The sequence below is a fragment of the Gordonia sp. WA4-43 genome (assembly GCF_020520305.1).
GTDB classification, from domain to species: Bacteria; Actinomycetota; Actinomycetes; order Mycobacteriales; family Mycobacteriaceae; genus Gordonia; species Gordonia hongkongensis.
The window spans coordinates 5,192,696-5,218,325 of record NZ_CP084736.1 but is presented as its reverse complement, the minus strand read 5'-3'; the positions used below and the strand labels follow the sequence as shown (position 1 = coordinate 5,218,325).

Sequence of the window (25,630 nt, the reverse complement as noted above, 5' to 3'; positions counted from 1 at the left end):
TCACGGTGCCGTCGGTTGGTGATGCGGTGATACAAACTCCAGCGGTCGGTGTGTCTGCGCAGAGCAGCGGAAAATTGCCTGGTTGAGCGCACGACTGGTCCGCCAGGTCACGCTCAGGTCTCTATTGTAATCAATCCGTGCCCAAAGAGTCGATCGACGCCGCCAGCCACAGCATCACGCCGCCGACCGTGGCCATCGCCGTCACGTCGAACGATTTGCCCCTGACCTGCAACAGGCCTGCCTGCGACGACGGGATGAAGGCACGGAGTACGGCTCCGACGAGTAGAGCCGCCCCGAAGACGAAGGACCCACGCCGCCAGCGATCGAACATCACGAGCAGCGCAGCGGCCAACACACCCAGCATCACCAGCAGGTACGGGAGCTGGACGAGCACCGCCCGCAACCGGGAGGAGTCGGCGGCACGACGCCCCCGGTGTCCGGGACGGGCGTCCGCGGTGCCGGGCGACTCGGAGTGAGCGGACTCACTCTGGTGCTCCTCTCGGGTCACGCGTCGCTGCCACTCCCCAAGACGAGCATCTGCTCAGCGCGTTCGACCACATTGACCAGCAGGAACGCCCGCGTCAGCGGACCCACACCACCGGGGTTCGGCGAGACGTGGCCCGCGACCTCCCAGACATCGGGATGAACGTCGCCGGCGAGACGACCCTCGTCAGTACGGCTGACGCCCACGTCGACCACCGCGGCGCCGGGCTTCACCATGTCCGCGGTGATGAGGTGCGGCACGCCTGCGGCGGCGATCACGATGTCGGCGCGCTCGATCTCCGACGCCAGGTCGGTGGTACCGGTATGGCACAGGGTGACCGTGGCGTTCTCGCTCCGGCGGGTCAGGAGCAGCCCGATGGGCCGGCCGATGGTGACCCCGCGCCCGACCACCGTGACCCGGGCGCCGGCCAGCGGGACGTCGTAGCGTCGCAGGAGGTGGATGACCCCGCGCGGGGTGCAGGGCAGCGTCGACTCCTTGCCCAGCACCAACCGCCCGAGGTTGATCGGGTGGAGTCCGTCGGCGTCTTTCAGCGGGTCGATCCGCTCGAGGGCGGCATTCTCGTCGAGATGCCTGGGCAGCGGCAACTGCACGATGTAGCCCGTGCAAGCCGGATCGGCGTTGAGCTCGTCGATCGCCGCGCTGAGCTGCTCGGTGGTGGCATCGGCCGGCAGGTCCTTGCGGATGGAGGCAACGCCGATCCGGGCGCAATCGGCGTGCTTTCCCTTGACATAGGAGTGCGAACCCGGATCGTCGCCGACCAGAACGGTACCCAGACCAGGCGTGATACCCGCCAGCCTGAGCTTCTCCACCCGCTCGGCCAGATCAGCGAAGATCTCGTCGCGCGTGGTCTTGCCATCGAGTCGTATCGCGGTCACGCCGACATTCTTCCACGGCGCTACTGTCGGAACGGTGACCGTGGTGCGCAGCGACGTCGACCTCGCCCGCGCGGCGATCGCACCCCACCTCCGTCGCACGCCGACACTGCGCACGACCATCGACACCGTCGACGGGCCGGTCGAGGTGGTTCTCAAACTCGAGTACACCCAGCTCGGCGGGTGCTTCAAACCGCGCGGCAGTCTGTGGGCCACGCTGCACGCCCGTGACCAGGGGTTGCTGACCGACGCCGGCGTGCTCGTCGCCTCCGGCGGCAACGCCGCGATCGGCGCGACAGTCGCGGCGCGGATCGTCGGCGTGCCGGTCACCGTGGTGATCCCCGAGACCGCGCCGCCGGTCAAGATCGACGCGCTGCGCGCCGCGGGAGCGCGCGTCCATCTCATCGGACGGCGTTATTCGGAGGCCGCCGACGCCGCCGTCGCGCTGGCGGAGCAGACCGGCGCGCTCGCGCTGCACGCCTACGATCTTCCCGATGTCGTCGCGGGCGCCGGCACGATCGGTCTCGAGATCATCGACGACGTGCCCGGACCGCTCACCACGGTTGTCTGTGTCGGTGGTGGCGGCCTGCTGGCGGGCCTCACCGCCACACTGCGCCCGGGCGACCGCATCGTCGGCGTCGAACCACTCGGTGCGTCGTGTCTGCATCAGGCCCTCGCCGCGAGAGCTCTTGTACCCGTCGAACTCGAGAGCATCGCCGCGGACTCGCTCGGCGCCACCAGCGTCGGCGAGCTCTGTTGGAAGGCCGTCGCCGGGAACCCGGCGGTCGGCAGCGTCCTGGTGACCGACAAGCAGATCATCGCGGCGCGACGGATGCTCTGGGACACCCACCGCATCCTCGTCGAACACGGCACCGCCACCGCGGTCGCCGGTGTGGTCTCGGGAGCTGTTCGGCCGCAACCCGATTCGACGCTGTGCATCGTGCTCTGCGGGGCCAACACCGCGCTCGCCGTGTGACCGGCGCGATCGCGCGCATCTGCGAAGGTCGTCACCGACTACGCTGGCACCATCATGTTCCGAATCATGTTCTACCAGCCGTGCATCCCGCCGAACACCGGCAACGCGATCCGGCTGGCCGCCAACACGGGGTGCGAACTGCACCTCATCGAACCGCTGGGGTTCTCGATGTCCGACGCGCAGGTGAAGCGCGCGGGACTCGACTACCACGAGATGGCCAATGTCACCGTGCATCCGAACCTGGTGACCGCCTGGACGACGCTGAAGCCGGAACGGGTCTTCGCGTTCACCGCCCATGCCGAGCGCTACCACACCGACGTCGACTACCAGCCGGGCGACGTGTTGCTGTTCGGCCCCGAGCCGACCGGGTTACCGGCGGAGGTCCTCGACGAGCCCGAGGTGACCGACCGCGTCCGCATCCCCATGCTGGCCGGACGTCGTTCCCACAATCTCGCCAACGCCGCGAGCATCGTCGTCTACGAGGCGTGGCGGCAGCACGGTTTCGCCGGCGCGGTCTGATCAGCCGACGCGGTAGCGCTTGGTGCGTGCCGTGGCACCGCCGATGAGCGCGATCTTGCTCTTCGGGACCCGGCATCGCTCTTCCTGTTTCTTCGTGAACACCGATCCGTCTCGGACCTCCCGGCGCGTCCGCCGGAGGACTACTGCCAATCCCGGGATCTGCTCCCCACCCGAAGATCCATGCGCTGCAGTCGATCTGCCACGACGGTCACAGCACCTTCGGCGTTCTGCACCCGGCCGCGGATCAGCAGAGCGGGTGCCGTCTGAGCGAGTACACGGTACCGCGCCCACAAACCGACCGAACACACCACGTTGACCATCCCGGTCTCGTCCTCGAGGTTGATGAAGGTCACCCCGGACGCGGTGGCGGGACGCTGCCGATGGGTCACCGCGCCACCGACCAACACGCGCGAACCGTCGGGCACCGACAGCAGGCGATCAGCGGCCAGCACACCCATCGCGTCGAGCCGGGGACGCAGGAACTGCGTCGGATACGACGTGGGGGTGATCCCGGTGGCCCAGGCGTCGGTGGCCGCCAGCTCGACGTCGGAGAGACCCGGCAGGGTGGGGGTCGCCTGCGCCGATTCCAGGGCCAGCTGGTCGTCGCGCACCGTCGCGGCGGCCCCGGCCTCCCACAGGGCCTGACGCCGGCTGAGGCCGAACCCGTCGAAGGCGCCGGCGCCGGCGAGCCCCTCGAGTTCCTTGGTCGTCAACCGGGCGCGCCGGGAGAGATCGGTGATGTCGAGGTAGGGACCGTCGGACCGACGGTCGACGATGCGCTGCGCCGCCTCCTCCCCGACGCCGCGCACCCCGTCGAGACCCAACCGGACATCGAGACCCTCGTTCTCCAGGGTGGCGTGCGCGAGTGAGGCATTGATGTCGGGGCGATGGACCGCGACACCGTGCCGTCGGGCGTCGGCCACCAGGGTCTGCGGTGAGTAGAAACCCATCGGTTGCGCCCGTAGCAGCGCGGCGCAGAACGCCGCCGGGTGATGCAGCTTGAACCACGACGAGTAGAACACCAGCGACGCGAAGCTCTGCGAATGACTCTCCGGGAAGCCGAAATTGGCGAACGCGGCCATCTTCTCGAAGATGCGGTCGGCGGTGTCCCCGGTGATGCCGTGCAGGTTCTCCATGCCCTCGTAGAAACGTTGCCGCAGGCGTTCCATCTTCTCCGGCGACCGTTTGGAACCCATCGCCCGGCGCAACTGGTCGGCCTCGGAGGCGTCGAATCCGGCCACGTCGACGGCCAACTGCATCAGCTGCTCCTGGAACAGCGGCACCCCCAGGGTGCGTTCGAGCGCCCTGCTCATCGACGGATGCTCGACCGTCACCGGCTCTTCCCCGTTGCGCCGTTTGATGAACGGATGCACCGAGCCGCCCTGGATGGGGCCGGGCCGAATCAGGGCCACCTCGACGACGAGATCGTAGAAGCAGCGCGGTTTCAGCCGCGGGAGGGTGGCCATCTGCGCACGGGACTCCACCTGGAACACGCCGACCGAGTCGGCGCGACAGAGCATCTCGTACACAGCGGGTTCAGCGAGGTCGAGGGTGGCGAGGTCGACGTCTATCCCCTTGTGTTCGGCGACCAGGTCGATCGCATAGTGCAGCGCGGAGAGCATGCCGAGACCCAGCATGTCGAATTTGACCAGCCCGATGGCGGCGCAGTCGTCCTTGTCCCACTGCAGCACGCTGCGGTTCTCCATCCGCGCCCACTCCGTGGGGCAGACATCGGCGATCGGCCGGTCGCAGATCACCATTCCGCCGGAGTGGATGCCCAGATGCCTTGGCATTCCGAGGATCTCACCGGCGAGTTCGGCGACGTCGGCGGGAGCGGTGTCGGGCATCTTGGCCCAGGCGTCCTGCTGGCCGGGCGCGTACCCGAGCGCCCGGGCCATGTCCCGGATCGCCGACTTCCCCCGGTAGGTGATGACGTTGGCGACCTGCGCGCTGCGCTCCCGGGTGTAGCGGCGGTAGACGTACTGGATGGCCTCCTCGCGTCGGTCGGACTCGATGTCGATGTCGATGTCGGGCGGGCCGTCGCGCTCGGGGGCCAGGAACCGTTCGAAGAGCAGCGTGTTGGCGACCGGGTCGACGTTGGTGATCCCGAGGGCGTAACAGACGGCCGAGTTGGCCGCACTCCCCCGGCCCTGGCACAGGATGTCGTTGGCCTTGCAGTAGTCGACGATGTCGGCGACCACCAGGAAGTAGCCGGGGAACGTGAGCGTCTCGATGATGGCGAGCTCGTGCTCGATCTGCCGGTAGGCCTGCGGATGTTCGGCGGGGGTGCCGTACCGGCGGCGTGCCCGGGTCATGGTGAGTTCGCGCAACCAACTCGCCTCGGTGTACCCGTCGGGGACGTCGAAGGGTGGCAACTGCGGTGCGATGAGGCCCAGGTGGAATGCGCAGTCCGCAGCGATGCCCACCGCGTTGTCGATGGCATCGGGATGTGCGGGCAGCAGCCGGGCCATCTCGTCGCCGCTGCGCAGATGTGATCCGGCGACGCCGGGCATCCACCCCGAGATGGTGTCGATGTCGGTGCGGGCCCGGACGGCGGCCATCGCCATCGCCAGCCGTCGGCGCCGGGGCGCGGCGAAGTGGGCGCCGGTGGTGGCCACGGTCGGCACGCCTGCCCCGGCGGCGAGGCCGGCGAGCACCGCGTTGCGTTCGTCGTCGTCGGCCATGCCCTGCGCGGTCAGCTCGACGACGATGTTGTCGTGGCCGTAGGTCTCGATCAGTTCTCGCAGCGCCTGCTCGGCGGCCGGGACGCCGCCGCGATCGAGGGCGCGTCGGAGGGCACCCTTCCGGCATCCGGTGAGGACGAGCCAGTGCCCGCCGCCGGCCGCGGCGAGGGCTTCGCGGTCGTAACGGAGCAGGCCCTTCTCCCCCGCGACCATGTGCGCGTCGGCGATGGTCCGTGACAGACGGCGGTAGCCCTCACCGTCCCGGGCGAGGACCAGCAGATGCTCGCCCGGTGGATCGTTCTGACCCGTCCGCGCGATATCGGGTTCCAGTGACAGCTCGGCACCGAAGACGGTCGGCATGCCGAACTCACGGGCCGCCTCGGCGAAGCGCACGATGCCGTAGAACCCGTCGTGATCGGTGACGGCCAGTGCGCGGAGTCCGAGCCGTTGCGCCTCCTCCACCAGCTCCTCCGGCATCGACGCACCATCGAGGAAGCTGTACGAACTGTGGGCGTGCAGTTCGGCGTAGGGCACCGCCGACGAGCCGCGCGCGATGTCCTCGGCCTGGTAGGCGCCGCGTTTGCGCGACCAGGCCGGACTGTCGCCGCCATCCCCGGGGAACGGCGCCCATTCGCTGAGGTCGGGACCGAACTCGGTGCCGGGCCGGTCGGCACTGCCGGGCGCCCGGCCGGCGAGCACCCGTTCCATCTCCGACCACGTCGGTGGTCCTTGATCCCAGCCCACCCGCCAAGCTTATCGAACACAAGTTCGATGCGACAGCGGGGAGGAGTCAGCTGTTGGCCCGGCCCCGCTCGACGATGCCGGACCGACGATCGGCCACCCGAGCGGGGTCGAAACCTGCCATCCACTCGACCGACGTGTCGTTCTCCACGTCGAGCGCCGGGCCGACGAGATGCTGCTCGGCACGTCGATACGAGTCGAGCATGGTCCGCACCGCGAGCTGGTCACTCCCGGCCATGGACACCGCGAGTTCCATCGCCGCGGTCAGCAGCTGATCGTGGGCCACCACCTCGGTCACCAAACCGACCCGCAGCGCCGTCTGGGCATCGACGAACTCCCCGGACAGGCTCATGCGGCGCGCGAAACCCCGGCCGACCGCCTCCGGCAACCGGGACGTCAGACCCCAGCCCGGCAACACCCCGACCCGCGAATGGGTGTCGACGAAGCGAGCCCGTTCGGACGCGATCAGGACATCGCACGCGAGGGCGAACTCCAGACCACCGGTGGCGGCGACACCGTTGACGGCGCCGATGATCGGCTTCGAGATGGGGCGCCACGGATGCCCGACAGGTACGTCCGCATGATCGAGCAGTCGAGCACTCTCGGTCGACGAGCCCAACTCGGCCAGGTCCAGGCCGGCGCAGAATGCCGAGCCCGCGCCCGTGAGGATGACGACGTCGACGTCATCGTCGTGATCCGCGTTCGCCAATTCGGAACGGAGAGCGTCGATCAGGCCGGAGCTGAGCGCATTCCGGACCTCCGGACGGTTGAGGACCAACGTCCGCACCCGCCCGGATTGCTCGATCAGCAGAAGCGGTTCTCCCGACGTGGCCGTGTGGTCACTGGTCATGCGATGCCTTTCGGTGACGTCGGATCAACCCGCCGATTGCGGACGCTCGGCGAGCCCGAGCCGCAGGTGTTCGCTGTGGTAGACGGCCTCGTCGAGCAGCTGGGCGACATGGCTGTCATAGAGGCTGTAACTGATCGATCGGCCCGACCGGGTGCCGGTGACCAGCCCGAGGTTGCGGAGTAACCGGAGCTGATGGGAGACCGCGGATTGCTCCATGCCGACGGCGTCGGCGAGATCGGTCACCGAGCGCGGTCCGGACCGCAACTCGGTGAGGATGAGCAGCCGGCTCGGGGTCGCCAGCGCCTGCAGGGTGGTGGCGACGTGCACGGCCGATTCCGGATCGAGCCGCGCAGCCGGCCGCATCCCTTCATCGATGCCGTGTCCCATGCAGCGGATGCTACCGGCTGGACCTCACATGAAAACCTCTTCATATGAACTGTTACTGTCTAAGAGGTGGCTGTCGGCGAGTGGCTTCGACTCGGCGCCTCGCTCGCGCTCGGTGCCGGCTCAACCAGCAGGAGGGTGGCTGTCGGCAAGTGGCTTCGACTCGGCGCCTCGCTCGCGCTCGGTGCCGGCTCAACCAGCAGGAGGACGGCTGTCGGCGAGTGGCGTCGGCTCGGTGCCGGCTCAACCAGCAGAGCGGTCGACGACAGACGGGAGACACGATGGGTACGGCGGAGACGACGGAACAAACGGCCGGTGACATGACGGGCGCGGGAGCAGACCGCGGGACCACCCCGCCGTCGATCTTCCGGACGGGACTTCGGCTACCCGAGGTGCGCTGGGCGGGCCTCGCGCTGGCGCTGTTCCTCACGGGTTGGGTGCTCCAGATCAGCCAGGCGCCCGAATGGTCCTGGTGGACCGCATATCTCGCGTGCTATCTGGCCGGCGGATGGGAACCGACCCGATCGGGCCTGCAGGAACTGCGGGAACGACGACTCGACGTCGATCTGCTGATGATCGTCGCCGCCGTCGCCGCCGCGTCGATCGGGCAGGTCTTCGACGGCGCGCTGCTGATCGTGATCTTCGCGACCTCGGGCGCGCTGGAGGTCGTCGTCACCCAGCGCACCGCCGATTCGGTGACCGCCCTGCTCGGACTGGCCCCCGAACGGGCCACCCTGTATGCGCCCGACGGCACGACACGCGAGATCGACTGCCGCGAACTCGAAGTCGGCCAGCGCATCCTCGTCCGTCCGGGCGAACGGGTGGGCGCCGACGGCGTCGTCGTCGACGGCCGCAGCGAGGTCGACCAGCAGGCCGTGACCGGCGAGTCGGTCCCGATCGTGCGGGCGGCGGGCGACGACGTGCTGTCCGGCACCGTCAATGGCACCGGCGCGCTGATCGTCGAGGTCGCCCGTCCGGCGTCGGAGTCGGTGATCGCCCGCATCGCGACGCTCGTCGCCGAGGCATCCGAGACGAAGGCGCCGACCCAGCTCTTCATCGAGAAGGTCGAGCAGACGTACTCCGTCATCGTCGTCGTCGCCACCCTCCTGGTGCTGGGCGTCCCGATGATGTTGTTCGGCAACACATTCGACGAGGCGCTGCTTCGTGCCATCGTGTTCATGATCGTCGCCTCGCCTTGCGCCGTCGTCCTGTCGACGATGCCGCCGCTGCTCGCGTCGATCGCCAATGCCGGTCGGCACGGCGTCCTGGTCAAGTCCGCCGCGGTGATGGAGTCGGTGGGACGGACCTCGGTCGTCGCGTTCGACAAGACCGGCACCCTCACCGAGGGACGCCCGCAGGTCGTCGACGTGACGGCGTTCGACGGTCACGACCCGTCACAGGTGTTGGCGCTGGCCGCCGCGGTCGAGTACCCCAGTGAGCATCCCCTCGGTCGCGCGATCGTGACCGCCGCCGCCGACCGCGGACTGCGCGTCGGGGCAGTGGACAATTTCCGGGCACTTCCCGGGCGCGGGGTGACGGGTGCGGTCGGCGGGCGCCGCGTCACCGTCGAGCGCACCGTCGCCGGTTCGACCGGGACGATGGTCGGCGTTCTCGTCGACGGACGGGAGATCGGCCGGATCGAACTCGTCGATCGCCTGCGGGACGACGCCGCCGAGGCGGTGCGGCTGATCGGCGACGTCACGTCGGGTTCGGTCCTGCTGCTGACCGGCGACCGGCCATCGGTCGCCGCGGACGTCGCCGACCGGACCGGAATCCGCGAGGTACACGCCGACCTGCTGCCGGAGGACAAGGTCCGGATCGTCGGCGAGATCGAGGGACACGTGCTCGTGGTCGGCGACGGCATCAACGACGCACCGGCACTCATGGCGGCCGGGACCGGCATCGCGATGGGTCGTCGCGGTGCGGACCTCGCGGTCCAGACCGCCGACGCGATCATCGTGCGTGACGACCTCACCGCGGTCCCCGCGCTGATCCGGCTGTCCCGCCTCGCCCGCCGTTACGTCATCGCCAATCTGTGCATCGCCGCCACCGTGATCCTCACCCTCGTGACCTGGGATCTCATCGGCACCCTGCCACTCCCCCTGGCCGTGGCCGGGCACGAGGGTTCGACCGTGCTCGTCGCCCTCAACGGCGCCCGCCTGTTGCGGAAGTCGGCCTGGTCAGGCCCTCGGGGCGCACAATCGAAGACTTGAGGCGCACGGTCGACGCATACGGGCGCGCGACGCCGCGCGCGTAGTCGTTGCCATCGCCGCAAGTTAGTGTCACTCTGAGTACCAGACAGATCCGCGGCCCGCGGGCCGTGGACAGCCAGCGGGCCGTCGGCCCGCCCATCTGATGGGATCTCTTCCATGACGAGCTACTTCATCACCGGGGGCAGCGGGTTCATCGGGCGACGCGTACTCGAACGTCTCCTGACCGTCGCTCCCGACGCCACCATCCACGCACTGGTACGCGAGACCTCGCGCGCGGCGTTCCTCACCATGCTCGACGACCTCGACGCGGGCGACCGCGTGACACCCGTGGTCGGCGACCTGACCGCCCCGGGACTCGGTATCGCACCGGACACCGTCCCCGCGATCGATCACGTCATCCACCTCGCGGCGATCTACGACATGGCCGCCGACGCGGAGTCACAGCGCGCCGCCAACGTCGTCGGGACCTCGCGCGCCGCCGACTTCGCGATCGCGCACGATGCGCTGTTCCACCACGTCTCCTCGATCGCCGTGGCCGGTGACCACCGCGGTCGTTTCACCGAGATGGACTTCGAAGTCGGACAGGGCTTTCCGACTCCCTACCATCGCACCAAGTTCGAGGCCGAACGCGTCGTGCGCGAACGTGAGGGACTCCGCTGGCGCGTCTACCGGCCGTCGATCGTGGTCGGCGACTCGCGTACCGGCGAGATGGACAAGATCGACGGTCCCTACTACTTCTTCGGCCACCTCGCGGCGCTCGGCCGACTGCCCTCGATGCTGCGGCTGCCGATGCCCGATCTCGGGACGCTCAACATCGTGCCGGTCGATTACGTCGCCGCTGCGATGGTCGCCCTCCTCGGCGTGAACCCCACGCGCAGCGGACTGGTGTTCCATCTCAGCGACCCGAGGTCGCTCACCACGACGGAGATGTACAACGCGCTGGCGCCGGCGTTCAAGGCGCCGAAGGGGTTCGACGCCATCCCACGGGCTGCGGTGGAACCCGTGATGACGTTGTCCGGCATGGGGATCGCGCGGGTCGGACGTAATCTCGTCGCCGCTCAGCAGGGCATCCCCGGGGCAGTGCTCGACGCGGTGACGCTGCCGGTCGACTTCCGCGCCGACACCACCGTGGCGGTCCTGGGTGACCTCGGCATCACCGTGCCCGACTTCGCCGACTACGCCCCGCGCCTGTGGACCTACTGGTCACGACACCTCGACCGGTCGCGCAACCGGCGCACCGATCCGCGCGGGCCACTCGTCGGCAAGAACGTCCTCATCACCGGCGGGTCGAGCGGAATCGGCAAGGCCACCGCACGGATGTGCGTCGCACGCGGGGCCAACGTCCTCATCGTCGCCCGCAACGCCGACGAACTCGAATCGGCGACCGAGGAATTGAATTCGACGACGAGCAAGAAGGGCATTCCGCCCGGTCACGTCACCGCATACCAGTGCGACATCACCGACGAGGAATCGGTCAATGCGCTCGTCAAGACCGTGCTGGCCGCGCACGGTCACGTGGACGTCCTGGTCAACAATGCCGGCCGGTCGATCCGTCGCGCCACGGTCAACTCGGTGGACCGGTCTCACGACTACCACCGGGTGATGGCGGTCAACTACTTCGGCGCGGTGAACCTCGTCCTCGGACTGCTGCCGCACATGATCGCCCGGCAGGCGGGTCATGTGGTGAACGTGACCTCGATCGCGGTGCAGTCGCGTGGCCCGCGGTTCGGTGCCTACGCGGCGTCGAAGGCCGCCCTGGAGGCCTTCAGCGACGTCACCGGCACCGAGACGGTGTCCGACCACGTGACCTTCTCCAATGTCCGTCTCCCCCTCGTGAAGACGCGGATGATCGCGCCCACCGAGGCCTACGACAACCAGCCCGGGACCTGGAACGTCGACCGGGCCGCGGCGCGCGTGCTGCACGCGATCATCGATCGACCCAAGCGCGTCGACTCGCTGGTCGGGCTCGTCGCCGAGATCGGGCACCGCGTCACCCCCGGACTGACCACCCGCATCCTGCACCAGGAGTACCTGGTCTTCGGCGAATCGGCGGCGGCGCTGGGCCGTTCGGATCGTGACGCCGGCGGGCGGGACGCGTGATCGACACCCCGTATCTCGAGGTCGACGTCGACCGCATGACGCGCAACCTCGCGGTGCTCGCCGACCGCGCGCGATCGGCGGGCGTCGGGTTCCGGCCGCATGCGAAGACCCACAAATGCGCCGAGATCGCGCGTATGCAGATCGATTCCGGTGCCGCGGGGCTGGCGGTGGCCACCATCGGCGAGGCCGAGGCCTTCGCCGACGCCGCCGACATCACCTCGTGCACCGACATCTTCATCGCCTACCCCATCTGGCCGACCCCGGAAAAAGCCGCCCGGTTGCGCGCCCTCGCGGACCGGGTGTCGCTACGGGTGGGTGTCGACTCGGTGGCGGGCGCACGGCATCTCGGGGCGCTGCTCGGCGGGCAGCGGATCGAGGCGCTCGTCGAGGTCGACTCCGGGCAACACCGCACCGGGACCGCACCCGGGGACGCCGGAGACGTCGCGGCGGCGGGCGTGTCCGCGGGGCTCGACGTTGTCGGCGTGTTCACCTTCCCCGGCCACGGCTACGGCACCGGCGACACCCGTCGGCGGGCCGCGGAACAGGAGGTGGCGGCACTGCGTACGGCGGCGAAGAGTCTCCGAGCGCAGGGCATCGATCCGCGCGTGCGCAGCGGCGGGTCCACACCCACCGTCGAGTTCGTCGGCGACCCCACGTATGCGGGCGTGCTCACCGAGATCCGTCCGGGCGTGTATCCCCTCAACGACGCCCAGCAGGTCGAGATCGGCACCTGCGGATTCGACGACGTCGCGCTGACCGCGGTGGCGACCGTGGTGCGGAGCGAACCCGGACGGATCGTCGTCGACGCGGGCAGCAAGATCCTCGGCGCCGACCGAGCCGCCTGGGCGACCGGCCACGGACGCCTCCTCGATCACCCCGACGCCCGCGTCGTGCAGTTGTCCGAACACCATGCGGTGGTGGAGTTCCCGGCGGAATCGACGTCGGCCCCCCGGTTGGGCGATGTGATCCGGGTGGTGCCGAACCACGTCTGCACCGCGGTCAATCTCGTCGACGAACTGGTGGCGATCGACGGCTCGGACAGCCGGTGGCCGGTCATCGCGCGGGGGCGCAACAGCTGAGTCAGACGGGTCGGATTCCTTGCCGGACCAGGAATTTGCGTGCCCGTCCGAACTTGCGGTCGGTGGAGAACGCGTACCACTGCTGACTCACACCCGCTTCGTGGACGACGTCCCGGAACCTGCGGAACGCACCTCGTCCCTCGATCGCGCGCTCCAGACGGTTGCGCAGGTCGGGATCGGTGGTGCGCGTGGCGAAATCGGCCATGTCCCGCCAGCTGTCGCGCGAACCGATGCAGTCGAAGCGCAGCCAGCGATCCGGGTCCTCCTCGACGTCGAACTCCTCATCGAGCACGCCCGGCTCGAGCATCTCGTCGTTGTACACGAAGCCGGTGCTCAGGTCGATGAGTCCGCCGGTGGACCGGTTCGGATCACCCTCCATCTCGTCGCTGAGCATCTCGAGATCCACCGCGATCGGCCGTCCCGGCGCGGGTTCCCCGCGCAGGCTCGCGAGTAGTTCCTCGGCGAGTTCGGCGTCGCCGGCCTCTCCCCGTCGGTTGAGTTGTTCGACGATCGACACGGCCACCGGTTCGGCTCGCTCGCGGCGCTTCTGCAGTGCCATCGGTACCCCGGGGCCGACCTGCTGGAGTGCGTCGTGCAGATCGCATCCGATGACGGCATCCAGGAAACGATCGGCATCCGACGACGCGATCGACCCGCGTACCTCGCCCAGATCGAGTTCGCGTATCTCCTTCTGCGCGGGCCACTGGCCGACGAGCATCGGATGCGGAACGGTGGGGCGTGGTGGCGTCTCGTCGTCCCCATCGGCCGTCCGTCGACCGTACTGATCCGGGATGTCGCCCCAACCGAAGTACGCCAGCGGCGCTTTCGGTTTGATGCCCAACACGTCCACCGGGTCGACCTTCAGGTCTCCCACGACGCACCGATGGGTCCACCCGTCGCCGAGATCGAAGGTGTACTGGAACTCGGAACCGGTCGCTGCGAACGCGGCGACCTTGGCCGTGGCGATGTCCACGGGCTCGGAGATCGGGCCGCCGATACCACCGGCCAGGTCGGAACCGAGCGCGGCGTCGGCGACCACCCTGCCGTCGTCCAGGGTGAATAGTGACAGATGGGAACGATCCCATCGAGCGAACGCGTCATCGATGGCGGTCGCCAGATCCTTGAACGTGTGCGCCGGTCCGACCGCGAAAACCCTTCCGGGCCAGGGCCACAACTCAACGCCGCGACCACCGAGCAGTTCCACTGTCACCGACAACCAGGTACGTGCCATGCGTCGAGAGTGGCATTTTCTAGGCGAACGCGCACGCTTTCGGTCGCGTCGTTTCTTCTCGAAGGCCACTCCGCGGGACGCAGTCACTCGTAGACACCTTCGACGATCCACTCCCCGGCGCGGTAACACAGCAGCAGGGCGCGCGAATCGTCGAGCAGCACCTGCGCACGCGCGGTCAGTCCGGTCTCGGCGGCTCCGATCGGCACCGAGGCCCCGGCGGGCCGGTCGGCGCCTCCGACCGGCCAGGGCCCGGCCCACCAGCACAGGCCCCAACTCGACCGGCGCGCCCGGGACGAGGCCAGCGCGACGGTCACAGGTTCGGCGGTGAAGGCCCCGCGATCGGTCACCTTCACCGGTTGCCCCACGGCGTCGAGCACGTGGATCGCGGTCTCCACCAGCACCGTCGGGCTGGGTTGTGGCAGGCGTCCGGGCCATGGCGCCGACGGATCCCGGCGCGGCACCGGCTCGTCGCCCAGTGAGACCATGGTGATCCGTTCGGCGGGTCCACGACCACCGCTCAGCACGGGAATACGGACCGCATCCCCGCCCAGCAGCCCCTGTATCCGCACCAGCGAACGCCGGGCGCGCTCCTCCACATCCGGTTCACCGGCCAGCCCGCCACGGGAGAGATCGTCGGTGAGCTGATAGTGCAGGGCCCCGGCCTCGACGACCTCGACCGGTTCGAGCCGCAGCCGGACGATCGGCGAGTCGGGTCGGGCACTGCTCCTCGCTGCGCGCGGCTCGACCCGCGGGGAGGTGGGCCGCGCCGCGCCGGTCAGCCACCCCTCGAGTTGCCATCGGATACGATCCGCGGTTGTCTCCGGCGTCAGCGGTTGGGCACATCGCCAGGTCCGCGAATGCTGTTGTCCGCGTTCGGTGGTCGCGATGATGGTGAGTCGCGTGCAGGCCACCGCGGCATCACGCAGGCGTCGGTGCAGCACGTCGGCGAGGGTGCGACCGATGAACGCCGCGACGTCGATGCGGTCGACCGGCGGGTCGCAGGTGTGGTCGACGTCGAGTTCGGCCGGCACACCACGTGACGACGGGACACGCCCCGGCAGCGCATTGGCCAGCCGGTGCGCGACGACCGCATCCCGGGCGAACCGGGTGGCGACGTCGGTGACGGACATGTCGGCGAAGGCGCCGATCGTGCCGATCCCCAGCCGGCGCAGCAACTCCACGAGATCGGCACGGGACGGATCGCTCATGCTGGGTTCGACGGCGAGGTCGGCGACGGGGCGGCCGGCGAGGTACTCCCGGTCACCCCCGGGCTCCACCTGATGTCCGTGCCGGGCGGCGAGGACGGCGGTGAAGATCTCGTCGGCGATGCCGACCTGCGACTCGATGCCGCACGCCGACACCACGTCGACGAGCTCCTCCGCGAGGGCCTCCATCCCGCCGAAGTAGCGGGCGGCACGGTCGCCGGCGATCACCAGGAGACCCGGCCGGAGCACTTCGAGGGCGGGGATCACCTCGGCGACCGCGGCGACCACCGGTTCGAACAGCCGTCCGTCCCGGTTCTCGTCGGCGGCGACCACGGTCATCTCCGTGCACGCCGCCTGCGCCTGTCGCTTCCGCATCCCCCGCCGCACACCGGCGGCCCGTGCCGAGGCCGAACAGGCCACCACCCGATTCGCCGACAGCACCGCGACCGGATGCAGCGGGGGCAGATCCGCCTCGGCCGCCGCGGCCATCGCCGGCCAGTCCGGGCACCAGAGCGCGAGGATACGCCGGGACCCCTGCTCTCCGGAGGGCATCAGTTCGCCACCGCGAGCACCGGGGAGACGGTCGCCGCCGCGACCATCTCGACCGTGCGATCGGCACCGTGGCCCGTGGCCCGGAGTTCGACCTCGGTGCTCTCGGATCGCCGGCCGCGGCCCGACACCGTGACCTGCAGCCGCATCCCGCCGATGCGGCCGTAGCCGCTGCGTGCGGAGTCGAGACCGGCCGCGCGGGAGGCGGGAGCAGACCGGCCGGGCAGGACCGGACTGTGCCGGTAGGTGAGGACACGGGCCTCGAGGGCCAGTTGCGCACCCGGCCATGCACCACCGGTCACCAGCAGCACCGACGACTGCTTGCGCACGCGGCCCATGACCACCCGGGCACGCGAGGGGGCCACCATCTCGTTCCGCGGGCGAGCCCCCTGGCCGCCGCTCCCCAGGTCCAGGATCACCAGGTCCATACCGTCGAGCAGCACCGCTGCCACCTCGACGGGGTCGGGACCGGGATCGGGGATGGTGGCGATGCGGGACAGGTCGGCGCCCATCTCCGCCGCGGGCAGCAGACTCAACCGGGGCAACCCGACGATCCCCACCTGTCCACCCGCACGGGTCACCGAAGCGATCATCGCGATCAGCACCGAACGGGCGCCGTCGAGCCGGGCCACCGATCCTCGCGGAATACCGTTGTGCGGCAAGATGTCCGACAACGATTCCGGCACGGGGAGGACACCCACCGACCGGTCTCGGACCTCGACCACCCGCTGGTCGGGCCGACCGGACATGGCCGCCATCCGTCGGCGCAGACCCGCCAGCTCGTCGGCCCGGCCACCGGCCGCCGTATCGGTCACGGCATCGGTCACGGCCACACCAGCAGAGACATCCATTCCGGCACCCTCCAGTCGACATGAGTAGTTCTCGAGCGAGCCGGGAAGGTGCGCGCCATCAGGGTTCTCGACACAGTTCCCGAACGATCCCGAGGGAGGCCCCTCGTCCGCCGATCATTCGAACACTGTTTCGATTATTCGAGAGTAGAACCAACCACCGACAAGCGTCAACTGAAGCCGAAAGCCGTTGTGCAGCACGGAATGTTCGCATCCGCGTCGAATCCGCCCAGCTCAGGGGTGCGGTCAGGACGACACGGGTCAGAACAGGGTGAGGGCGTGCTGCAGCTCGGGCGCGGCCACCGTCGCCGGCGAGTCGGGACCCGATTGCCGGAGACCGCCGGAACCGGCCAGGCCATGCCGGTGCACGAGCGGCTTCATCCGGTCACGCAGCCACGAGGAGTACTCCGGGGTGACATAGGCGCCACGCCCGTAGAGCCCCCGGTACCGGCGGATGAGCGCCGGATGCTCCCCCGCCAGCCACTCGAGGAACCACGGCTTGGTCGAGGATCGCAGATGCATCGGGAACGCGGTCACACCAGACGCGCCCGCCTCGGCGAGGGCCTCTAGCAACGAGTCGAGATGCGCGGTCGAATCCGTGAGGTACGGGATGACGGGGGCCACCATCACGTGCGGCGCGATGCCGGCGTCGGCGAGATCGCGGATCACCGACAGCCGCGCCTGGGGCGACGGCGTCCCCGGTTCGATCTTCTTCTGCAGGTCCTGATCGAGGATCGCCAGCGAGATCCCGACGCTGACCGAGACCTCCCCCGCAGCCTGACGCAACAGCGGAAGATCCCGACGGATCAAGGTGCCCTTGGTCAGGATGGAGAACGGCGTCCGGGACTCGGCGAGCGCGGAGATCACGCCCGGCATGAGTCGGTACCGCCCCTCGGCACGCTGATACGGGTCCGTGTTGGTGCCCAGCGCCACCGTCTCCCGGGTCCACGACCGGCGTTTGAGTTCCTTGCGCAGCACCGCCGCGACATTGAGCTTCACCACGACCTGGGTGTCGAAATCGGTGCCCGCGTCGAGGTCGAGATACTCGTGCGTCGGACGGGCGAAACAGTAGCGGCAAGCATGCGTGCACCCGCGAAAGGTGTTGACCGTGAACTGGAACGGGAGCTGCGAGGCCTCTGGCACGCGATTGAGCGCACTCTTGGCCAACACCTCGTGGAATGTGACACCCTCGAAGTCGGGCGTACGCACCGACCGCACCAGACCCGAGCGGCTCAGCCCCGGGAGCGACCCGTCGTCGACCTCGACCGCCTGATCCGACCATCGCATGATGGGAGTCGAACATACGTACGAGATGGCTGTCAAGTGCGGTGCCCGCGGCGTCGACCTCGCCGCTATCATCTCCGTATGTCGACGACCGCCGGAACCCACCATGCGCCGGGTCCCCAGTACCTGGTGGCCGGCCGGTACCGTCTGAAATCGCGCATCGGCGGCGGCGGTATGGGAACCGTGTGGCTCGCCCGCGACCAGCTCCTCGACCGTGACGTCGCCGTCAAGCAGGTCGTCTCCACCGAGGGCCTCACCGAGGACTCCGCCGACAACGTGCGCAAGCGGGCCATGCGGGAGGGGCGGATCGCCGCGAAGCTCTCCCACCGCAACGCGATCGCCATGCACGATGTCGCTCTCGACCGCGGCGAGCCCTGGCTGGTCATGGAATACCTACCTTCCCGCAGTGTGGCCCAGATCTTGCACGCCACAAAGACTCTCGCGCCCGCCGAGGCCGCCCAGATCGGCGCCCAGGTCGCCGATGCGATGGTCGAGGCCCACGCCGCGGGGATCGTGCACCGCGACATCAAGCCCGGCAACATCCTCATCGCCGAGGGAGGACGGCAGACCGGCCTGGTCAAGATCACCGACTTCGGGATCTCGCGGGCGAAGGACGATGTCACTCTCACCCAGACCGGCGTGATCACCGGAACGCCTGCGTATTTCGCCCCCGAGGTCGCGCGCGGCGCCGATCCACAGGAGGCCTCGGACGTCTACTCGCTGGGCGCGACCGTCTACACGATGGTGGAGGGTCAGCCGCCGTTCGGTGTCGACGACAACTCGATCGCCTTGCTGCACAAGGTCGCACGCGCACGCATCAATCCCATGCAGAATGCCGCCGAGCTCGAGCCGATCCTGCTGCGCCTCCTGGAACCGAGCCCGACCAAACGCCCGACGATGAGTCAGGCACGAGACATGCTCACCTCGTTCGCGGCCGGTTCCCGAGGCACCCGCGACCAGGTCCTGACCGGCCTCATCACCCGGCCCGGAGCGGGCACGCCGGCCCGGTCACAGCGTTCCGCACGGTCGTCGACGACCGGTTCGCATCGTCCGGCCGGTGCCACCCTGCCCCCATACGCCCCGACGATGTCCGCCGATCGCGGCTCCCGCGATCTTCCGGACACACGTCGCGGCATGTCCCCGACCCTGATGTCGACGCCGCAACCACATTCGTCGACGCCGAGACCGCCTGCCTCCCAGCAGTACTCATCCGGATCCCGGCAACCGAACCCCGGTCCGCCGGCGCCGGGCACGTCGAGCACGGCACTGGCGGTGTCGATCTTCGTGTTCTTCGCCGTGCTCGCGGTCGTCGTCGTACTCGCGATCGCGCTGTTGCGCTGAGCCGGCGCCGCTGCGGTCAGCCGATGTGACGGGTGGCAGCCCATCGAGTGAGGGCATTGCGGTTGGACTGCTGGGTCTTCCGCAAAACGTTCGACGCGTGTGTCTCGACCGTCTTGATCGAGATGAACAGCTCCTCGGCGATCTCCCGATAGGTGTACCCGCGCGCGAGCAGGCGCAACACCTCCAGTTCGCGCCTGGTCAGCGAGTCGAGTTCGGGGTCGAGCGGCGGTTCGGGTGCCGAGGACTTGCCGGTGAACGAGTCGAGGACGAAGCCCGCGAGACGTGGGCTGAACACCGCGTCGCCGTCGGCGACCCGGCGGACCGCGTCGGCGAGTTCCGGGCCCGCGATCGTCTTGGTCACGTAACCGCGGGCACCGGCCCGGATGGTCGCGATGACATCCTCGGCCGCGTCCGACACGCTCAGGGCCAGGAAGACCGGCGGTGTCGAACCCGTTGCATTCGAACCCGTTCCGTTCGATCCGAGTCGATCGAGCACCCCGCGCAGGACCGCCACCCCGCCGCCGGCCGGCATGTGCACGTCGAGCAGGACCACATCGGGAGCCGCCGCCACGATCCCGTCGATCGCCTCGGGTACGGTGCCCGCCTCGCCGACGACGCGCAGGCCCGGCTCGTCGGCCAGTTCGGCACGGACCCCGGAGCGGAAGACCGCATGGTCGTCGACGAGATAGACGGTCACCGGACCGGGGCCGGTCGGGTCGGAACTCGGGGAACTCGGCGTCATCGTGCCTTCCTGTTGTCGGTCGGGGCGACCGCGTCGGCGGTCACCTCGGCAGAGCGTCGGGTGTCGTCCGCTCTCTCGTCGATCGATCCCGATCCCCCGTCACCACGCGGCATCATCAGACCCACGTTCGTCCCGCGCCCGGGGGTCGACGTGATCCGCACGCGGCCGCCCATCCTCTCCACACGTGCGCGGATCGACCGGGAGATGCCCTGGCGGTCGTCGTCGACGGCGTCGGGGTCGAAACCGATTCCCCGGTCACGGACATACACCTCGACCTCGTCGTCGGTGATCTCGCCGTACACGTCCACGGTGCGTTCACCGGAGTGCTTGGCGGCGTTGACCAGCGCCTCGCGCGTGGCCCCGACGAGAGCCGACCAGCGTTTGGCGTCCCGGGTGTTGTCCGGACGCAGATCGCCGACGGTGATGATCTCCACCTCGATACCGTAGGCGTCCTCGACCTCGGCGCCGACACTGCGCAGTGCCGCCGCGAGCGAGCCGCGTTCGGTGGCCGGATCGCCGAACAGCCAGGCCCGCAACTCGCGTTCCTGACTCCGGGCCAGGCGTGCCACGTCCTCGGGGCGGCCCGCCTTCTTCTGGATCAGGGCCAGGGTCTGCAGGACCGAGTCGTGCAGATGCGAGGCGATCTCCTCGCGCTCGGCGTTGCGAATGCGGGCCGAGCGCTCCTCGTTGATGGTGCGCAGCATCCGCATCCACAGGGGCACGGTCAACAGGACGACGCCGATCAGGGTCGCCCCGACCGCGAGGATCGTGGAATTGAGACCGCCGAAGCTGCGATCCCCGGCCACCACCACGACCACGAGGCCGCCGACAACGAGCGCGACGCCGCCGATCAACCGCGTCCAAGTGCGCAGTGGGGTGCGGGGTGCGCGCGGGGATGTGTCGAATTCGCGCCACACGAGGGCGGCGCCCAACGCGATGAAGACGAACGGGATGAGGTACTCCGCCGGGGTCCCCGACGCCGCGAATCCGACCACGCCCATGGCCACCAGCCCGACCATCGCCAGACCGAGGGATTGACGACGCTCTCCCGGTGCCGGTGACGCGGTGTCGTCGCCCTGCGGGCAGAAGAACCACAGCAGCCCGTAGGCGGCGACCCCGGCGCCGGCCAGCGCGGCCAGGACCACGAAGACAATCCGCACGCGGAAGACCTCGACCCCGAGATGATCGGCCAGTCCGCCGGCGACACCGGCGACGACGCGACCGCCGTCGCGGCGCACCAGTCTCGGGACCGGCTCGACCTCCATTCGACTCACTCCTCGATCGTCCCATGCGATCGGCTTCGCGACATCGGGGTCAACCCCGGATCATGCGCCGCGATCTCAGGGTGTGTCCGCTCCGCCGCCCCGGGCCTCGGGATTCTCCGGGGGACAATTCAGGGGATCACCCGATGTGTCCGGGGCCGGACGGGCGGCACGATGATCGTCATGGACACCAAGGAGTTCCAGCAGCAGATCCAGGGCCTGTGGGCGACCCGTCCGTATCGGCCCGACGATCGGACGATTGCCGGCGTGTGCACCGGCATCGCCGCCCGGTATCGCGTCGACCCGACTCTGGTGAAGGTCGCGTTCGTGGTGGCCGCCTTCTTCGGCGGCAGCGGACTCATCCTCTATCTCGCGGCCTGGGTCGCGTTCCCGGGCGCCGGACGCGCCCGCGCCGATGCGCTCCGTGTCGATTCCCCCCGGGCCGGTCACACCGCGTCGCACAACTCGATGCACGGCCTGGGGAATCCGCAGGTGATCCTGCTGGTCGTGCTCGCGATCGTCATCGTCACCTCATTCGGCCCCAATCGCACCTGGGGCTCGGGCGGGCTCGTCGGCGCGATCCTGATGCTCGGCGGCTGGTACCTGCTGTACCTGCGGACCCCGACTCCACCGGCCGGTACCAGCATCGACACCGCGGCGGTCACCGACATCGTCGTCCCGCCACCGGCGGCCGGGCAGTTCGAACGGTGGGTGCCGCGCGCGATGAGCCACCCGGCCCCCGACGCGGTCACCCCCACGGACGGCCCCCAGACCCCAGGAGCATCCATGACCAAAGCACCGGACACGTCCGCGATCGGCGGGAATCCGGCCACCGAACACCCGGCCACCCCGGCGCCGGGAGTTGAACTGTCGAAGAGTGAACCACTCGAGGCGAGTCCACCCGCGTGGGATCCGTTGGGAGCGGCGCGGTTCGCCTGGGATCTGCCCGAGCCGACCCGCCCGGCCGAACCGGCCGTCCGTCGGCACCGACGCTCACCGCTGACCTTGATCGTGGTCGGTCTGGCGACCATCGTGGGTGCGATCGGTGCGGGCCTGCACCAGATGGGTGTCGAGTGGTTCACCGTCCCCCACATCCTGTCGCTCTCCCTCGCCGTGATCGGAGCCGGACTCCTCGTCGCGGCCGTCGTCAAGCGTCGCACCGGCGAGCACAGCACGGGCCTGGCGCCCATCGCGGTCTCTCTCGGTGCCGCGGTCATCGTCACCACCGTGATCTCCGGGGTCAACGGCCTGTCCGGCCCGCTGCCGCCCGGCGGGGTCGGTGACCGCGAGTGGAAGCCGTTGACCGAGAACGACATCCAGGCCGAGTACTCACTCGGCATCGGTGAGATGGCCTTGGACCTACGTGCGGTCGACCTCACCGCCGACCGGACCGTACGACTCGAGAGCGGGGTCGGCAAGATCACGGTCCACGTGCCGGAGACCATGAACGTGCGTGCCGACTGCCAGACCGGTGTCGGCGACTACAACTGCCCCACCGGGCTCGACGGCGGACGTGACGGCACCGATGGCCCGGTCCTGCAGATCGAGGCCCGCACCGGATTGGGAGAGGTCGAGGTCCTGCGATGAGCACCGAGATGAACGCTTCCGGCACCGATGACGACCGAGGTTGTGGCGCCACCCATCGCGCTCCCGGTCTGGGGCTGCTCGGACTCGCCGCCCTTGCGGTGGCCGGGTGGGGGCTCGCCGACGGGCCGGCACTGCCCGACGCCGCCGACCTCGGATGGGTCGTCGTCGGGATCGGGCTGCTGGTCGGACTCGTGCTGATCGTGTCCGGCACGCGTTCGCGGCGCTGAGAACCGGCACGCACTGACGAGAGCGGCCGGTGGCAGACGCCACCGGCCGCTCTCGTCAGCTCATTCCCACTCGATGGTGCCCGGCGGCTTGCTCGTCACGTCGAGCACCACCCGGTTGACCTCGGCGACCTCGTTGGTGATGCGGGTGGAGATGATCTCGAGGACCTCGTAGGGCACACGCGTCCAGTCCGCGGTCATCGCGTCCTCGCTCGACACCGGGCGCAGCACGATCGGGTGGCCGTAGGTGCGGCCGTCTCCCTGCACGCCCACACTGCGCACGTCGGCCAGCAACACGACCGGACACTGCCAGATCTGCGAGTCGAGGCCGGCGGCGGTCAGTTCCTCGCGCGCGATCAGGTCGGCCTTGCGTAGCGTCTCCAGTCGGTCGCCGGTCACCTCGCCGACGATGCGGATCGCCAGGCCGGGCCCGGGGAACGGCTGGCGGGCGACGATCTCCTCGGGCAGCCCCAGTTCGCGGCCGACCGCACGCACCTCGTCCTTGAACAGCAGACGCAGCGGTTCCACGAGACTGAACTCGAGGTCGTCGGGCAGACCCCCGACGTTGTGATGACTCTTGATGTTCGCGGTGCCGCTGCCGCCGCCGGACTCGACGACGTCGGGGTACAACGTGCCCTGGACGAGGAAGTCGACCTTCTCCCCCGCCTCGGCCTCCTCGCCGAGGACCTCGCTGACCGCACCCTCGAACGACCGGATGAACTCGCGGCCGATGATCTTGCGCTTGGTCTCGGGGTCGCTGACGCCGGACAGCTCACGCAGGAATGTGTCGGCGGCGTCGACCGTCACCAGCTTCGCCCCGGTCGCGCCGACGAAATCGTGCTGTACCTGTTCGCGTTCTCCGGCGCGCAGGAGACCGTGGTCGACGAAGACACAGGTCAGACGATCGCCGATGGCCCGCTGCACCAGCGCGGCGGCCACCGCGGAATCCACGCCGCCGGAGAGCCCGCAGATGGCCCGCCCGTCACCGATCTGGTCGGCGACCGCGTCGATCAGCGCGTCGGCGATGTTGGCCGCGGTCCAGGTGGCCTCGAGACCGGCGATCTCGTACAGGAAACGGGTGAGGATCTGCTGGCCGTGCGGCGTGTGCAGCACCTCGGGGTGGTACTGCACACCGGCCATCCGGCGCTTCAGGTTCTCGAAGGATGCGACCGGCGCGCCGGGCGTCGACCCGGTGACGGTGAACCCCTCCGGCGGGGACTGGACGGCGTCGTTGTGGCTCATCCAGACCGGCTGGGTGTCCGAGAGACCCTGGTGGAGAACGCCTTCGCCGTTGGTCGTGAACGTCGTCCGGCCGAACTCGCGCCCGCCGGTGTTGGCCACCTCACCGCCCAGCTTGTCCGCCATCGCCTGGAAGCCGTAGCAGATGCCGAAGACCGGGACGTCGAGGTCGAAGAGAGCGGGATCGAGGTCCGGCGCGTCCTCCGCGTACACCGACGACGGTCCGCCCGACAGGATGATCGCGACCGGATCCTTCTCCTGGATCTCCGCGATCGGCGCCTCGTGCGAGATCACCTCCGAGTAGATCCGCGCTTCCCGCACCCGACGCGCGATCAGCTGCGCGTACTGCGCGCCGAAGTCGACGACGAGCACCGGCCGCGGGCCCTCGAGGAAGTCCTCGGGAGAGGACGAGTTCGCAGAAGAAGTGTCTGTCACCGGGCCGAGTCTAGTGGGCGGACCGGCGTCGATACCTGGTCACCCCGCCCGGTGGGTGCGGCTGCGCCGCCGCCGCGTGAAATACTCCGGAATCGACATGACTGCATCGCCGAAATCCCCCAACCGCTGGTCGCTGAGCATCGGCGACCTCACCCAGGCCGCCGTGTTCGCCGCGCTGATCGCCGCGCTCGGCCTGCCCGGGACCATCACCATCGGCACCAGCGGTGTGCCGATCACGTTCCAGTCGCTCGGGGTCATCCTCGCCGGGGCGGTCCTCGGTCCGAGGAAGGGCACGCTGGCCGTGGTCATCTTCATGGTGCTGGCGATCGCCGGACTCCCGATTCTCTCGGGCGGACGCAACGGCCTCACCGCGCTGTCCTCTCCGACGGCCGGATACTTCATCGGGTTCCTCCCGGCGGTCATCGTCATCGGGGTGCTGACCGCGATGATGGTTTCGACAAGCTCAACCGGCGGGAGGACGGGCTCCGGGAAATACCGCGTGCTGTGGGGCATCGGCATCAACGCGCTCGGCGGCATCGTCGTCCTCTACGCGTGTGGGGTGCTCGGCCTGCTGGTGCGGACCGACCTGACACTGTGGGCGGCCATCGCGACCAACGGGTCGTTCATCCCCGGCGACATCGCCAAGTGCGTCATCGCGGCCCTCGTCGCGGCCCAGGTCCACCGCGGCCGGCCGGGCCTCATCGAACCGTTGCGCGCGCGCCGATCCGGCACCGTGGCCGGCTGACCCTCGCCCCACCCC

Annotated in this window: 21 protein-coding genes and 1 pseudogene; 9 read left to right on the top strand and 13 right to left on the bottom strand. The window is 69.4% G+C overall.

From position 1 onward, the window contains the following. Nucleotides 1-130: 130 nt before the first annotated feature. Together LEL84_RS23705 and LEL84_RS23700 are read right to left on the bottom strand one after the other, a co-directional pair. Entirely contained in the window at nucleotides 131-403 is a 273-nt protein-coding gene (locus LEL84_RS23705) for a DUF3017 domain-containing protein (protein ID WP_068971771.1), read from the bottom strand. A 101-nt stretch (nucleotides 404-504) separates the two neighbouring features. Further along, nucleotides 505-1,380 carry a bifunctional methylenetetrahydrofolate dehydrogenase/methenyltetrahydrofolate cyclohydrolase gene (locus LEL84_RS23700; RefSeq protein ID WP_226512919.1) on the bottom strand — a complete coding sequence of 292 codons (876 nt, stop codon included), beginning with the start codon at nucleotides 1,378-1,380 and terminating at the stop codon, nucleotides 505-507. 40 nt (nucleotides 1,381-1,420) lie between these two features. On the opposite strand from LEL84_RS23700, the gene LEL84_RS23695 reads away from it, so the two are divergent. Together LEL84_RS23695 and LEL84_RS23690 are read left to right on the top strand one after the other, a co-directional pair. Continuing rightward, the gene (locus LEL84_RS23695; protein WP_413466997.1) at nucleotides 1,421-2,353 is read left to right on the top strand and encodes a serine/threonine dehydratase; all 933 of its coding nucleotides are present in this window, start codon (nucleotides 1,421-1,423) and stop codon (nucleotides 2,351-2,353) included. 54 nt (nucleotides 2,354-2,407) lie between these two features. Then, complete coding sequence (locus LEL84_RS23690; protein ID WP_058250672.1) at nucleotides 2,408-2,872, top strand: tRNA (cytidine(34)-2'-O)-methyltransferase; 465 nt, start codon at nucleotides 2,408-2,410, stop codon at nucleotides 2,870-2,872. Here the strand turns inward: LEL84_RS23690 and LEL84_RS24870 are convergent. The 4 genes and pseudogenes from LEL84_RS24870 to LEL84_RS23675 form a co-directional block, all read right to left on the bottom strand. Then, a pseudogene (locus LEL84_RS24870) lies at nucleotides 2,873-2,944 on the bottom strand (DUF167 domain-containing protein); the annotation flags it as partial. Nucleotides 2,945-3,012: 68 nt separating this feature from the next. Then, nucleotides 3,013-6,300, bottom strand: a complete 3,288-nt coding sequence (locus LEL84_RS23685; protein WP_226512917.1) for an error-prone DNA polymerase — start codon at nucleotides 6,298-6,300, stop codon at nucleotides 3,013-3,015. Nucleotides 6,301-6,346: 46 nt separating this feature from the next. After that, nucleotides 6,347-7,147 (bottom strand): enoyl-CoA hydratase, encoded by an 801-nt coding sequence (locus LEL84_RS23680; protein WP_226512916.1) that lies wholly within the window; start codon nucleotides 7,145-7,147, stop codon nucleotides 6,347-6,349. A 24-nt stretch (nucleotides 7,148-7,171) separates the two neighbouring features. Beyond that, nucleotides 7,172-7,534: an ArsR/SmtB family transcription factor gene (locus LEL84_RS23675; RefSeq protein WP_078112077.1), complete on the bottom strand. Its 363-nt coding sequence runs from the start codon at nucleotides 7,532-7,534 to the stop codon at nucleotides 7,172-7,174. Nucleotides 7,535-7,812: 278 nt separating this feature from the next. Here LEL84_RS23675 and LEL84_RS23670 point away from each other — a divergent pair, with 278 nt between their 5' ends. The 3 genes from LEL84_RS23670 to LEL84_RS23660 all read left to right on the top strand — a co-directional run bounded on the left by LEL84_RS23670 (nucleotide 7,813) and on the right by LEL84_RS23660 (nucleotide 12,923). Next, nucleotides 7,813-9,744 carry a heavy metal translocating P-type ATPase gene (locus LEL84_RS23670; RefSeq protein WP_226512915.1) on the top strand — a complete coding sequence of 644 codons (1,932 nt, stop codon included), beginning with the start codon at nucleotides 7,813-7,815 and terminating at the stop codon, nucleotides 9,742-9,744. A gap of 156 nt (nucleotides 9,745-9,900) precedes the next feature. Further along, nucleotides 9,901-11,844 (top strand): SDR family oxidoreductase, encoded by a 1,944-nt coding sequence (locus LEL84_RS23665; RefSeq protein ID WP_226512914.1) that lies wholly within the window; start codon nucleotides 9,901-9,903, stop codon nucleotides 11,842-11,844. Continuing rightward, nucleotides 11,841-12,923 carry an alanine racemase gene (locus LEL84_RS23660; RefSeq protein ID WP_065630699.1) on the top strand — a complete coding sequence of 361 codons (1,083 nt, stop codon included), beginning with the start codon at nucleotides 11,841-11,843 and terminating at the stop codon, nucleotides 12,921-12,923. Before LEL84_RS23665 ends, LEL84_RS23660 begins: the two co-directional genes overlap by 4 nt. Before the next feature lies 1 nt (nucleotide 12,924). On the opposite strand, the gene LEL84_RS23655 is transcribed toward LEL84_RS23660, so the two are convergent. From LEL84_RS23655 to LEL84_RS23640, 4 genes are all read right to left on the bottom strand, one after another. Continuing rightward, the gene (locus LEL84_RS23655) at nucleotides 12,925-14,154 is read right to left on the bottom strand and encodes a UPF0158 family protein (RefSeq protein WP_226512913.1); all 1,230 of its coding nucleotides are present in this window, start codon (nucleotides 14,152-14,154) and stop codon (nucleotides 12,925-12,927) included. Nucleotides 14,155-14,237: 83 nt separating this feature from the next. Then, nucleotides 14,238-15,911, bottom strand: a complete 1,674-nt coding sequence (locus LEL84_RS23650; protein WP_226512912.1) for a DNA polymerase Y family protein — start codon at nucleotides 15,909-15,911, stop codon at nucleotides 14,238-14,240. Continuing rightward, nucleotides 15,911-16,759 (bottom strand): hypothetical protein, encoded by an 849-nt coding sequence (locus tag LEL84_RS23645; RefSeq protein ID WP_189340124.1) that lies wholly within the window; start codon nucleotides 16,757-16,759, stop codon nucleotides 15,911-15,913. The genes LEL84_RS23650 and LEL84_RS23645 overlap by 1 nt, the downstream gene beginning before the upstream one ends. A 258-nt stretch (nucleotides 16,760-17,017) precedes the next feature. Next, the gene (locus tag LEL84_RS23640; protein ID WP_065629888.1) at nucleotides 17,018-18,043 is read right to left on the bottom strand and encodes an Rv2578c family radical SAM protein; all 1,026 of its coding nucleotides are present in this window, start codon (nucleotides 18,041-18,043) and stop codon (nucleotides 17,018-17,020) included. A gap of 78 nt (nucleotides 18,044-18,121) precedes the next feature. On the opposite strand from LEL84_RS23640, the gene LEL84_RS23635 reads away from it, so the two are divergent. Beyond that, entirely contained in the window at nucleotides 18,122-19,381 is a 1,260-nt protein-coding gene (locus tag LEL84_RS23635; protein WP_226512911.1) for a serine/threonine-protein kinase, read from the top strand. 16 nt (nucleotides 19,382-19,397) lie between these two features. On the opposite strand, the gene LEL84_RS23630 is transcribed toward LEL84_RS23635, so the two are convergent. Next, nucleotides 19,398-20,123 (bottom strand): LuxR C-terminal-related transcriptional regulator, encoded by a 726-nt coding sequence (locus LEL84_RS23630; RefSeq protein WP_226512910.1) that lies wholly within the window; start codon nucleotides 20,121-20,123, stop codon nucleotides 19,398-19,400. After that, the gene (locus tag LEL84_RS23625; RefSeq protein WP_226514399.1) at nucleotides 20,120-21,388 is read right to left on the bottom strand and encodes an ATP-binding protein; all 1,269 of its coding nucleotides are present in this window, start codon (nucleotides 21,386-21,388) and stop codon (nucleotides 20,120-20,122) included. Before LEL84_RS23625 ends, LEL84_RS23630 begins: the two co-directional genes overlap by 4 nt. A 171-nt stretch (nucleotides 21,389-21,559) precedes the next feature. On the opposite strand from LEL84_RS23625, the gene LEL84_RS23620 reads away from it, so the two are divergent. After that, nucleotides 21,560-22,972, top strand: coding sequence for a PspC domain-containing protein (locus tag LEL84_RS23620; RefSeq protein ID WP_226512909.1), 1,413 nt, complete (start codon nucleotides 21,560-21,562; stop codon nucleotides 22,970-22,972). Further along, on the top strand, nucleotides 22,969-23,199 hold the full coding sequence (locus LEL84_RS23615) for a hypothetical protein (protein WP_058250687.1): 231 nt from the start codon (nucleotides 22,969-22,971) through the stop codon (nucleotides 23,197-23,199). The genes LEL84_RS23620 and LEL84_RS23615 overlap by 4 nt, the downstream gene beginning before the upstream one ends. A gap of 60 nt (nucleotides 23,200-23,259) precedes the next feature. On the opposite strand, the gene guaA is transcribed toward LEL84_RS23615, so the two are convergent. Continuing rightward, on the bottom strand, nucleotides 23,260-24,807 hold the full coding sequence (gene guaA / locus LEL84_RS23610; RefSeq protein WP_058250688.1) for a glutamine-hydrolyzing GMP synthase: 1,548 nt from the start codon (nucleotides 24,805-24,807) through the stop codon (nucleotides 23,260-23,262). A 160-nt stretch (nucleotides 24,808-24,967) separates the two neighbouring features. Here guaA and LEL84_RS23605 point away from each other — a divergent pair, with 160 nt between their 5' ends. Further along, on the top strand, nucleotides 24,968-25,615 hold the full coding sequence (locus tag LEL84_RS23605) for a biotin transporter BioY (RefSeq protein ID WP_226512908.1): 648 nt from the start codon (nucleotides 24,968-24,970) through the stop codon (nucleotides 25,613-25,615). Nucleotides 25,616-25,630 lie beyond the last annotated feature (15 nt).

What these genes read in the sequence shown, in the direction of transcription:
- LEL84_RS23690 (WP_058250672.1), top strand. Translation starts at nt 2,408, where the DNA reads ATGTTCCGAATCATGTTCTACCAGCCGTGCATCCCGCCGAACACCGGC.
- LEL84_RS23680 (WP_226512916.1), bottom strand. Translation starts at nt 7,147, where the DNA reads ATGACCAGTGACCACACGGCCACGTCGGGAGAACCGCTTCTGCTGATC.
- LEL84_RS23675 (WP_078112077.1), bottom strand. Translation starts at nt 7,534, where the DNA reads ATGGGACACGGCATCGATGAAGGGATGCGGCCGGCTGCGCGGCTCGAT.
- LEL84_RS23670 (WP_226512915.1), top strand. Translation starts at nt 7,813, where the DNA reads ATGGGTACGGCGGAGACGACGGAACAAACGGCCGGTGACATGACGGGC.
- LEL84_RS23665 (WP_226512914.1), top strand. Translation starts at nt 9,901, where the DNA reads ATGACGAGCTACTTCATCACCGGGGGCAGCGGGTTCATCGGGCGACGC.
- LEL84_RS23655 (WP_226512913.1), bottom strand. Translation starts at nt 14,154, where the DNA reads ATGGCACGTACCTGGTTGTCGGTGACAGTGGAACTGCTCGGTGGTCGC.
- LEL84_RS23650 (WP_226512912.1), bottom strand. Translation starts at nt 15,911, where the DNA reads ATGCCCTCCGGAGAGCAGGGGTCCCGGCGTATCCTCGCGCTCTGGTGC.
- LEL84_RS23645 (WP_189340124.1), bottom strand. Translation starts at nt 16,759, where the DNA reads ATGGATGTCTCTGCTGGTGTGGCCGTGACCGATGCCGTGACCGATACG.
- LEL84_RS23640 (WP_065629888.1), bottom strand. Translation starts at nt 18,043, where the DNA reads ATGCGATGGTCGGATCAGGCGGTCGAGGTCGACGACGGGTCGCTCCCG.
- LEL84_RS23635 (WP_226512911.1), top strand. Translation starts at nt 18,122, where the DNA reads ATGTCGACGACCGCCGGAACCCACCATGCGCCGGGTCCCCAGTACCTG.
- LEL84_RS23630 (WP_226512910.1), bottom strand. Translation starts at nt 20,123, where the DNA reads ATGACGCCGAGTTCCCCGAGTTCCGACCCGACCGGCCCCGGTCCGGTG.
- LEL84_RS23625 (WP_226514399.1), bottom strand. Translation starts at nt 21,388, where the DNA reads ATGGAGGTCGAGCCGGTCCCGAGACTGGTGCGCCGCGACGGCGGTCGC.
- LEL84_RS23620 (WP_226512909.1), top strand. Translation starts at nt 21,560, where the DNA reads ATGATCGTCATGGACACCAAGGAGTTCCAGCAGCAGATCCAGGGCCTG.
- LEL84_RS23615 (WP_058250687.1), top strand. Translation starts at nt 22,969, where the DNA reads ATGAGCACCGAGATGAACGCTTCCGGCACCGATGACGACCGAGGTTGT.
- LEL84_RS23605 (WP_226512908.1), top strand. Translation starts at nt 24,968, where the DNA reads ATGACTGCATCGCCGAAATCCCCCAACCGCTGGTCGCTGAGCATCGGC.